The following is a 260-nucleotide window of genomic DNA, read 5'->3' as shown; positions in this document are numbered from 1 at the left end:
GGAACTGGCGCCGCTCGTCGGCCTCGCCGACGCGATCGTCGACCTGGTGAGCACCGGCGGCACGCTGCGCGCCAACAATCTGGCCGAAGTCGAAGAGATCATGCCGATCTCGTCGCGCCTCGTCGTCAATCAGGCGGCGCTCAAGCTCAAGCGCGCCGCGCTGCGGCCGTTCCTCGACGCGTTCGAACGCGCGTCGCGCGGCGAGCAGGCCGCATAAGTAGTCCGCGCGCCGCGCGCCTCGTGTGAGGCGCCGCGCGCAC

General features: G+C 71.5%; 1 pseudogene. It reads left to right on the top strand.

The window, feature by feature from the left end:
- Window positions 1–217 (top strand): annotated as a pseudogene (hisG, locus tag SB771_RS35325) (ATP phosphoribosyltransferase); the annotation flags it as partial.
- Window positions 218–260: the final 43 nt, after the last annotated feature.

The organism is Burkholderia sp. SIMBA_051, from assembly GCF_046534915.1.
GTDB lineage: Bacteria > Pseudomonadota > Gammaproteobacteria > Burkholderiales > Burkholderiaceae > Burkholderia > Burkholderia ambifaria.
Note: the sequence above shows the minus strand (reverse complement) of the source record. Positions and strands in the feature narration are given on the sequence as shown.